Here is a 10,214-nt window from a genome sequence, read left to right on the forward strand (position 1 = left end):
TGCTTGGCCGTAAAACCATGGAAACGGAAATTCTTAAAGAGGCACTGGAGATAGCCCAGTCAAAAAAGTTGATATCGCGCATGCCATTGCTGCCACCGGACGATTCCCTGTCATCCGAATCGTAAGTGCTTTGGGTGTGTCGCGCTCGAATCTTTATCAGCGTATTTATGAACGACAAAAGGGTCGTTCAGCGCGTTATAACAAGCAAGAAGATGGATTGTTATTGCCGCTGATAGAGGAGCTGTGTGATGGCCGTGCAACGAACGGCTATCGACGCATCACCGCGCATTTGAATCGAAAGCTGCGCTCAGGTGATTATGGTTTCGCTCGAGTGAACCCAAAGCGCGTGTATCGCATTATGCGCCTAAACAAGTTGTTGTTACCGAAACATACTGGCCGCGTTGGTGATAATCGCGCTCACGAAGGTAAAGTGGTAACGCTGCATTCAAATACGCGATGGTGCTCTGATGGCTTCGAAATAAGCTGTTGGAACAAAGAAAAAGTGCGTGTGGTGTTTAGCTTGGACTGTTGTGACCGCGAAATTATGAACTATGTTGCGACGACTAAAGGCATTAGCGCCACGATGGTTCAGGATGTTTTGGTTGAAAGCATTGAGAAGCGCTTTGGCGATACGTCAGTTTTGCCAAAAGAAGTCGAATGGCTGACCGATAACGGTAGCTGTTACATTGCCGATGAAACGCGGCAATTTGCCAAGTCACTCGGTTTTAAGGTCTGTACCACGCCGGTACGAAGCCCGCAAAGTAATGGCATGGCTGAAGCGTTCGTGAAGACGTTTAAACGTGATTACGTGTACATGAACGACCGACCGGATGCGGCAACGGTGATGGCTCAGTTGGGTGATTGGTTTGAGGATTACAACACTTACCATCCGCACAGCGGATTAAAAATGATGTCACCAAGAGAGTATCGCGCTCTCAAAGTGGCAAGTTAGCACTGTCCGTTTTAGCGGGGGCAACTACAGGTCGTTTTTCTTGCAAGCTAGAATACCTTGTAAGGTTAGAAAGTCCAATGTCCGCAATTCGCTCAAAGCGGACTTCCCCCCTCGTGCTGCGAGCAGATGTTGAGTCCCTCCTCCTGAGGTTTTCTAATAAACTACTGGTAATTCACACTGCATAGCACATTATCTAAAAGTAATATGAAAAACCTAATTTCAAATTGGTGTTGTTTTGTTTTTCGTAAACAAGCCTTAAATCAACTTCACCGGTATTAACAAAACTAACACCACAGTTAGTTTTCCAGTCTTGCGATGAGATTCTTTCAGCAATACTCAGAGGAGTCGCTATCTCGCAAAACCAGTTACTTCCCAGAAATTGCCCCTCCAGACCGACTGTACTTTCAATAGTTAAATTATGGTCATCACCAGATAGTTCTTTATCATGTATGCGGCCACCTACAAGCGCATAGCTGATAACTTTATCTGTGACATTGCCAGACCAGCCATAATGACCTTCAACGTAAGCTGAAAAATTAGCTTCAGCTCCCCTTAACCGGTTTCTCGAGGCGCCCGTCTTAATAGCCCAGGAGCTTCCCCCGTCACCCGGTAAACCTGTACTGCTAACATTAAATGACGTTATGTCGATTAATGTCACGTCTTCAAGCAGAAAGTTGTTATCAACCAGTGAGATAGTAAGCTCCCCCATGCGTAACGCTGAGTTTTTGGGCTTCCCAACTTTAGGTTGTAAACGGTCGTAATAGGTCGGTCTTATGATGACCTCCCAGCGGTTAGCCTGGTTATTGCCTAGCACACGTGAAAGCCTAAACATATTTGGTTTCTGTCCAAGATGAGGCTCTTCCGCGGAAGCCTCTACTTTAAGATTATTACCGGCCGGATATTGCAGAAGTCTGTTTAAAACCTCTTGTTTGCGAGATCTGTGCTGTTTCTGTTCCGGGCTCTGGCGCTGTCGAAAGGTATAATAAGACGCTAACGTAATTAAAACTTGTTTCTGTTCACTCTCCGATAGGCGACGAAATTGTTTGTTCCGGTCGCTACCCGTAACCCATAAATTAACTGCCTCTTGCTGATTTGCCGATAGCGCATGATATTTTGACTGAAAACGTTTTTGTTCACTTTCGTTAAGCCCTATCTTTCGAACTAGGTTGGCCTCTGGGGCCGCGACTCGCTTTATAATTTCTGATGGGAAAACAGTGAGCTCTCTATCTGAAACCAGGTATTCCCCAGCAACAAGCTCAATGACTCGAGCGACATAGTAAGCACAGTTTTTGTTAGTAAAATAATAGGTATACTCCGTCCTTGATAGCTCGTATAAATGGGCCGCTAACAATTGGGCATCAAAAGTCGAAATATCAAGCTCATAATCCCACAAGTTTCTAAGCTCTACCTGACCGTACGATAAATTATGCCTGTAAAAGGGCTGTGCTGAATAGCGCGCTTCGTAACCACCAAATAATCCATTGATAATGTAAGTGACCGGGTCTACTCCTGTGGGGACTTTTGCTCCAAAATTTAAACTATTGTCGAGCAAATCAGTATCGGAGCTCTCTCCAAGCTTTATAAAAAGGTGCCCATGAAAAGAAGCTGGGTTCTTTAGGTATCCGTCTGCAAAAACCAATGTTGCTGTATCTACTTCATCGGATTTTTGCCAAGTTACAAAGTCATCACAAGCTGAATAATCAAAGCTCGGTAATAACCCAGCTTCATGTATTAGCATATGGCGAGCCGGAAAATTACAAATATTCGCTTCATCGCTGAATGCATCTATTGTGGCATCTAGCTCAGCTTGAGGGTTATTTTTACCTTGCGGGGAGAAGAAGAAATCCTCTTGTTTTACCTCCGATTCCTGTATTTCATTGTACTGAAGCAACTTTCGCCACTGCCATGAATTCGATAATTCGGATTCAGCTGACACATTAAAGGTGGTGAACGCGAAAATCAGACAGAGTAAAACGTGTTTAATCACAGGTTTTCCTTTTGCTAACACCATAAAAAACCCGAGCGAAGGCTCGGGTAAATTCATAGCAGTTGCTTAAATCTTTTATGAATTGAGCAAGTTCTGTGCTGAGTAGAACAAAGCCTGTGCTTTTTCGCTGTTAGAGCGAGTTTCATCGATAACCAATGAGCCACGAAGTTCATTCAGAACTGTTTCACGCTCAGCTGAGTCGACTTTTAACATTGTCAGCATAGTATCAACGTGACGACCTTCGCCAATAGCAAGCTCAGTTTCTAATTGCTCATAGTTCTCGTCAATAAAACGTGCTGTTTGAACGAGCTCTGAGTTACATGTCTCTTTAGAAACGGTTGCTGAGGTCAAGGCTGTAGTGCCCAAGTCCCAGATGATGTTTGAAATTGCAGCAGCGGTTCCATTACTGGGAAATACAGCCGCACCGAGCCCACAATGTTGCCAAGCATTTAGTTTTTCGTCCGCTGCATTTGCAGGCTGAGAAACGACTGCAGAAGTTGATAAAGTCGTCAGAGCTACTGCTAAAGCCAGTCCTTTTTTCATGGTTATATCCTTCTAAGTTTAATTTTCAACGGCAGCTTAACTGCGTCGTATATAATACAGGAGTGTTTCAAAATGTTAAATACAAGTCGAGCGTTGAAACCGTATTTACTTGGGGGCTGCTGTTACTGAGTAACCAACCATCAGAATGAAGAGCGATCCACTAAGGGTGGGGCAATTTTGCTTTACCGCTAGGTGGCTCAAAATTAGATTACCGTTGACAGCTAAACGACCGCCATGAGCGAGGAGCGGACAGTGTCTAAAACATGCCTGTATTGGGGGGGTAAGCCAAAAGTAGAAATAAAGTGATCGGAATGATTTAATAATCTCTTTAGCAGCGAACTTGAAAAGCATTCGTATCGCTATCTCACTATTTTTAGTCCATTATCTGGAATTATGTTGACTATGGAGACTCGCCGATGACATTCAGAGTAGCGATTTGGCATGCTGCCTTTGCATTCACCTTTTTCATTACCCTGGTGGATGGAGTAGATGCTAAAGACATTTCTCAACTGCCTCACATCGAGCGGGTCGACACGAGGATCAATACTCTAATGGAAGAAGGGCATTTCCCTGGAGCCGCGATCACCGTCATGCGCGCAGGCCAGCCTGTGCATATAAGCACCCACGGCATGGCAAACCTCAGTCATGAAATACCCGTTACCACACAAACCGTTTTCGAGATCGCGTCTTTGACTAAACAGATGACTGCCTTAGCGGTGATGACACTGGTGGAGGAAGAGCGTTTGAGCCTTGACGACCGACTCGTTGAGTGGATCGAGGACGCGCCTCCAGCCTGGAACACGATTACGGTCGATCAGCTTTTGAGTCACACAGCCGGACTTGCCCATCGCTTCGAACGGACGGTGCACGACGTGCTCCTGCTCGAATACTCGCGTGACGACATGCTGACATCGGCGAAAAACACGCCTATGGTCGCAGAGCCAGGAACTGATTGGAACTATTCTGACCAGGGATACTTCTTGCTCGGTATCATTATCGAAGAGGTGACTGAGCAATCGTATGCAAACTACATGCAGGAAAGTTTCTTTCGCCCCCTGGGTATGGAACAGACACATCTCTTAGATCAGCGGAAGATTGTACCGCACTTAGCACAGGGCTATGCTTGGAATAACGGTGAGCTAAAACGAAATCGACGAGTTTGGCAGTTCTCTCTGACGTCGCATTTTGGTGTGATGTCCTCACTTGAAGACTTGAGTCGTTGGGAAGCGGAACTTTCGAACCCGAAGCATATCAATCGGAACGCGCTGGAAGCCACATGGCAGATTCAGCGTTCGTTCGATACTGGCCGACAATGCGACACTTGGGGCTACGCCCGTGGCTGGCAAGCTCAGATCGTGAATGGGCGCCGTATCCTTAATCATGGTGGTTACTCCGGTACGGCCTATATTAGAGATGTCGACACCGGACTGTCGGTTATCGTACTGACTAATCGTGAAGATACACCAAATGCAATGAATCCGCTCTCGCTAGCGTGGCAAGCAGCTAACGCTGTCGACTCCTCCATTCCGCGCGGCGGCTACAAGTGTTGGGAGTAGGACAAATAATCGCAATCGGCGATATTGGAGACCTTGAAGAGCGGATTTGAAGAACGGCGGGTTTGAGCGATCAACTGACGTTGGACTTTCTGACCTTACAAGGTAATCTAGCTTGCAAGGAAACTGATCTTGCATGGTCGGTATAATAGGCTGTTATAACCCTAGTTGAGAGGTTTGGATGTCAAAGGGACTTGGGCAGTGGAAAAATACTTTAAAACCTTATCAAATAGCAGATGGTATGAATGCTGCCAATAAAAATGCAATTCGCTTGTTAGAAGATGCTGAATCACTATTTGCTTTGGATCGTTTTCCATCTGCTTTGTCATTGGCAATTTTATCAATCGAAGAGTCAGGAAAAGTAAGTATATTGCGAGAACTTGCACTAGCAAAAAACGGCGATCAGGTCAAAGAAGCTTGGAAAGCATACCGTTCACATACTAAGAAAAATGTAATGTGGATTTTCCCATCGCTTGTGGCAGATGGTGCAAAAAAATTGGAAGATTTTAAAGAAGTTTTCAATAACGAGTCTGAACATCCTCAGCTGCTGGATAACTTGAAGCAAATAGGATTTTATACTGACTGTTTAGGAAAATCTCATTGGTCTATACCCGCAGAAGTAATAGACAAAGAAAATGCTAATAAAATGATTAAAATCGCCAAAATACAATGTAAGGAAGGAAATTTTACAGCGCGTGAAATAGAGTTATGGGTTAAACATTTAAAGCCTGTTTGGCGGAGTTCAATGGATGTCATGAAAACCGCACTGAATAATTGGTTTGAAGATATGAAAAGAGAACAACTCATCACTGAACACGAGCTTTCATTTAAAGCGTTTATCGGTGAGTAAGCGGGTTATAAAAAACAACTTATGTGGGACTGCTACAGCTTGGTTCAGTTTCGCTTCGCTACAAATTATAGCCAAGCTGTATCAGCCCCATAGTTGGGCGTTATCCACTTCGGGGGAGATTATGAGCTGGTTAAATAAGATATTTGGAAAACCGAGTGAGAATCGTCAAGAAGTAGGTTCTAATTTCAATTCAAAAATGGATGACATTCGTAAAGGTGGCTCGGTTGATGGGGAGCACTATACCGATAGCGTGGAGCAGGTAAAGCAGCTTAAACGCGAGGGGAGAAATCAAGAAGCTATCGAAGTACTTCTCCGCTCTGTTTACGCGACCGAATCAGAATCGAAGTTTGCAGGCGAAGGCTGGGGTGTAGCTCCGTGGTACTACGAACAACTAGCTATCCTTTATCGTAAAGAAAAGCTGTACCACAAAGAAGTCGAGATATTAGAGCGCTATAAAAGCCAACCTAAAGCAGCTGGTGTAGGCCCTGAGAAGCTAGCTGCCCGCTTAATAAAAACTAAAGAGCTATTGGCGAAGCGTGGCGTATAACAAGGTACAGCGCTTCAGCTGCTACGTGGCTCGAACCTCGATAAACTACGCTTATTTCATACGGTGTGCAAAGTGTTACTGAATGTCCGCACCTGTCACTAAGCAGTCAGGCTACTATGAGCGAAATATAGTCATTCAAGCCCTGAGAACTACACTTTTATATGGTTCAGGGTATGCGCTTATTGGATACGAATATTGAGCGAGAATCACTCGACGATCACCGCTTTTCTTTCGATCCAATAAGTGCTCCACTGCTCGCAAACGAATACTCAGGGCATGCATACAGACTGCTGGCTATATTTCTTTCGAAGAGCGTGGAAAGCATACCAATTCTCAATGAACAGGAGTTGGTGATGACTGCGATTAATCAGTTTGCTGCTCATGTCGGATTAGACTGGGCAGATAAAAAACACGATGTGTGTATTCAATATGAGAGCGGTGAACGTCGTTTTCAGGTAATAAAACATACGCCTGAAGCACTTGATTCCTGGCTCAAGGAGTTGCACAAGCAAGTAAAGGGAAAGATTGCGGTTGCTCTCGAGCTGAAGAAAGGACCGATTGTATACGCGCTTCAGAAGTATCCCTTCGTCACTGTTTTTCCTGTTCATGCCTTATCGTTGGCTCGTTATCGACAAGCTTTTTGGCCCAGTGGCGCCAAAGATGATCCACTTGATGCCGAGTTAGCACTCGATTTGATGCTGCGTTACCCCAAGAAGATCAAAGCTATTGAGCCAAGCAATAGCGACATTCGTTTGCTACAACAGCTCGTCGAACAACGTCGGCTGCTAGTTGAAGATAAGCGTCGCTTTGTTAATCGTATTATCAATACGCTCAAGCAATATTATCCGCAACCTCTGGAGTGGTTCTCCCACCGGGATAGTGAGCTGTTTTGTGACCTGATCATACGATGGCCTAGTCTCCAACAACTTAAACGCGCCAGAGCGCATACGGTTAGGCTATTCCTCAATGCAAAAGGAGGTACAGCAGTTGCTCATACCGAGCAGCGTATTGAGCTGATTGTTAATGCCGTCCCACTTACAACGGACGTCAGTATTATCCAAGCTAACGCGTTAATGGCCGTCGCTCTGGCTAAACAAATAAAACTCGTGGCTGAAAATATCAAGGCTTATGATGAACGAATTGAAGCGCTGTTTGATACATTACCGGATGCGGCCTTATTCAAATCCCTACCGAGTATGGGTCCTTGCATGGGACCGAGAATGCTGGCTGCTTTAGGTGACGATCGTAATCGCTTTAATAGTGCCGAAGAGATACAGAACTATGCGGGTATAGCTCCTGTAACCGAGCGCAGCGGACAGAAGTCGTGGGTGCACTGGCGGTGGCAGTGTGCCAAGTTCGTCAGACAGACGTTCGTAGAATGGGCTGCCAAGACGGTGTATTCATCATATTGGGCCGGTCTTTATTACCAACAGCAACGAGAAAAGGGTAAATCCCACCAGTCTGCCGTCAGGGCATTAGCATTTAAGTGGATACGCATTATCTACCGTTGTTGGAAAACGAGAACGCGCTACGATGAGGCGAAATATTTAAAGGCATTACGAGAGAGACAATCGCCTTTATTGATGGCATAAAAAACTTGCTGAAAGTCTCAGGGCGTGAAGCGGCCATTGGACTTTGTAATTTCACAAGGTAGAGTAGCTTGTGAGGAAGCCAACCTTGCACGGTCGGTATAATACTCTGTTATACACTCAGGAGAAGTTGAAGCATGGAGTTAATTTTCGCATCCTTGATATCTGGTCTAATTGGCGCCTTAGCTAGTGCCTATTTATTTCTAAAATATGAAAAAAAGAAATTTAGGCTTGATACTGCCAAAAAGCTCTTTGGCAATCGTTATGATCTCAACGGCGACGAATTTAGTCGAGCAATGAACGAAATTTATTTTGTATTCCATTATAATGAGAAAGTATTGAGGGCGGTAGAAAAACTGTTTGAAGCACTTGATGTTCCAGGAAAGCCTCATGTTAATGATTCAATAACTACTCTCTTAAAAGCAATATGTGATGATGTCGGCGTCAACTATAAGACCCTAAATGAAAGTTACATGCTTAAAGTGTTTAATCAGAAGCAACGTAAATAACAAACGCATTAACACTCGCTGAGCTCGCTAGGGACACTTATGAAGCAAGCCATGGATTCAGACAAACACTACCTCAGAAGCCGCCGTATGCTGATCGCCATATCACTGGTGCTACTTATAACTACGATGGGCGGCGCTCAGATATACGAAATCAACACTTTCATTTTCAAGCTTGGCTTCGCACATCCAGAAAACTTATTCAACATCCTACTATGGACTGCTGGCTTCCTGCTCATTCGGTATTACAACAACGCGGCAAAGTATCACAAAGAAATCGCCGAAATTTGGCATAGAAAATTGTTAAACGACAACTTTATTAACTATTACAACGAACATGCGTCGGAATTAGGTGGGATGGCTATAGACATAGCTCCATCTGAGGTTCCTTTTGGAGAGAGTTATGATTCCGGAAATGGCTATGAAAATTATCAAGTAGATATTTCACTCGAAACAAGGGCCTTTTTCAATTCAGCTTTTGTTTACGAGTATTCCACCGAGTTTGAGCATCGCATATGCTCATCTCCGATCTATTTCTGTAAAAATTTTAGAGGTTACTTTGAATCCTTGTGGCTAATCATTAGCTACTGGTGGGACGCCCAGTTCCGAAACAATGACTCACTGACCCTATACGGACCCTATCTAATTGCCTTTGTGGCAATTGGCCATGCGGTTATTCCAAGACTATTCGAACTTTATGGATAACGGAGGCGGTCTGGCGGCCTTTAGTTCGATAAACAGAGACAACCAAATGATTGAAGAATTGGCAGATAACGCATACTATTTGTTCATAAACTGATACTAAATTGGTTATCACTTAAGTGATTTCAGGACAATGACAAAGGCGCTGATAAATAAAAATATGCTGACATGGGCTCGTGAGAGAGCAGTCATGGATATCCCCACATTCGCTAATAAAATGAATGTGGACGAAGACCGGCTGGTCAGCTGGGAAGACGGCGTTGAATCCATCACTTTTGTGAAAGCAATGGAATTTGCCAAAAAAACCCACGTGCCATTCGGATACTTGTTTCTAAGCGAACCACCTGTTGAACAGTTGCCCATACCGGATCTGCGAACTGTTGACGGCAAAGGTGTCGGCAAGCCAAGTGCTGAACTGTTTGACCTTATCAAATTGATGTTGGACCGACAGGAATGGTACAGAGACTATCTTCTTAGTAATCTTGCGAGGCCGGTTATATGTGTGGGCAGAGCAACACTTCAGGACTCTGTAGATGATGTGGTTCGAGACATAAAACAAATTCTGGACGTCCCTACATACCCAACTCGAGGCAAATGGGACGATTATTATCGTGAGTTAGTCGGTAAAATTGAGAGGATTGGCGTTTCCGTCATGCGTCAACCATACATTGGTCACCACACCCGGCCACTAAACGTTGATGAATTTCGAGGGTTTGCCCTTTGTGACGACTATGCGCCTATGATTTTTATCAATCACGCGGATGCTCCCGGTCCGAGACTGTTCACACTTATTCATGAGCTCTGCCACATCTGGTTGAACAAGCCTGGTATTTCTGACGGCGACCCAAGCAACAATCGCGATGAGGAGAAATTTTGTAATGCCGTAGCTGTGCATGTTTCGGATGAATCCGAACACTCATTTCGGTTCAATCCGATCACCCATTTCGGTTTAAACCGATCACCTGTTTCGGTTTTATCCGATCAC

Annotated in this window: 9 protein-coding genes and 1 pseudogene; 8 read left to right on the forward strand and 2 right to left on the reverse strand. The window is 44.7% G+C overall.

Annotated elements, in window-relative coordinates; translation table 11 throughout:
• Positions 1-952 (forward strand): annotated as a pseudogene (locus DFP83_RS12975) (IS3 family transposase); the annotation flags it as partial.
• A 193-nt stretch (positions 953-1,145) separates the two neighbouring features.
• Here DFP83_RS12975 and DFP83_RS12980 read toward each other — a convergent pair.
• Together DFP83_RS12980 and DFP83_RS12985 are read right to left on the reverse strand one after the other, a co-directional pair.
• Complete coding sequence (locus DFP83_RS12980) at positions 1,146-2,996, reverse strand: Lnb N-terminal periplasmic domain-containing protein (protein WP_110576430.1); 1,851 nt, start codon at positions 2,994-2,996, stop codon at positions 1,146-1,148.
• 18 nt (positions 2,997-3,014) lie between these two features.
• A complete protein-coding gene (locus tag DFP83_RS12985) occupies positions 3,015-3,482 on the reverse strand; it encodes a DUF3015 family protein (RefSeq protein ID WP_110576432.1) in 468 nt (155 codons plus the stop codon).
• Positions 3,483-3,898: 416 nt separating this feature from the next.
• Between DFP83_RS12985 and DFP83_RS12990 the strand changes: the two genes are divergently transcribed.
• From DFP83_RS12990 to DFP83_RS13020, 7 genes are all read left to right on the forward strand, one after another.
• Positions 3,899-5,038 carry a serine hydrolase domain-containing protein gene (locus tag DFP83_RS12990; protein ID WP_110576434.1) on the forward strand — a complete coding sequence of 380 codons (1,140 nt, stop codon included), beginning with the start codon at positions 3,899-3,901 and terminating at the stop codon, positions 5,036-5,038.
• Between the two features lie 178 nt (positions 5,039-5,216).
• Complete coding sequence (locus DFP83_RS12995; protein WP_110576436.1) at positions 5,217-5,885, forward strand: AbiV family abortive infection protein; 669 nt, start codon at positions 5,217-5,219, stop codon at positions 5,883-5,885.
• 121 nt (positions 5,886-6,006) lie between these two features.
• Complete coding sequence (locus DFP83_RS13000) at positions 6,007-6,432, forward strand: hypothetical protein (protein ID WP_110576438.1); 426 nt, start codon at positions 6,007-6,009, stop codon at positions 6,430-6,432.
• Positions 6,433-6,785: 353 nt separating this feature from the next.
• The gene (locus tag DFP83_RS13005; RefSeq protein WP_110576446.1) at positions 6,786-8,024 is read left to right on the forward strand and encodes an IS110 family RNA-guided transposase; all 1,239 of its coding nucleotides are present in this window, start codon (positions 6,786-6,788) and stop codon (positions 8,022-8,024) included.
• A gap of 134 nt (positions 8,025-8,158) precedes the next feature.
• Positions 8,159-8,530, forward strand: a complete 372-nt coding sequence (locus tag DFP83_RS13010) for a hypothetical protein (RefSeq protein WP_110576440.1) — start codon at positions 8,159-8,161, stop codon at positions 8,528-8,530.
• 39 nt (positions 8,531-8,569) lie between these two features.
• Positions 8,570-9,232 (forward strand): hypothetical protein, encoded by a 663-nt coding sequence (locus DFP83_RS13015; protein ID WP_110576442.1) that lies wholly within the window; start codon positions 8,570-8,572, stop codon positions 9,230-9,232.
• Between the two features lie 187 nt (positions 9,233-9,419).
• The coding region (locus DFP83_RS13020; protein WP_244912979.1) for an ImmA/IrrE family metallo-endopeptidase at positions 9,420-10,214 on the forward strand (795 nt) is incomplete at its 3' end.

It is taken from the genome of Idiomarina fontislapidosi (assembly GCF_003226255.1).
Classification (GTDB): Bacteria; Pseudomonadota; Gammaproteobacteria; order Enterobacterales; family Alteromonadaceae; genus Idiomarina; species Idiomarina fontislapidosi.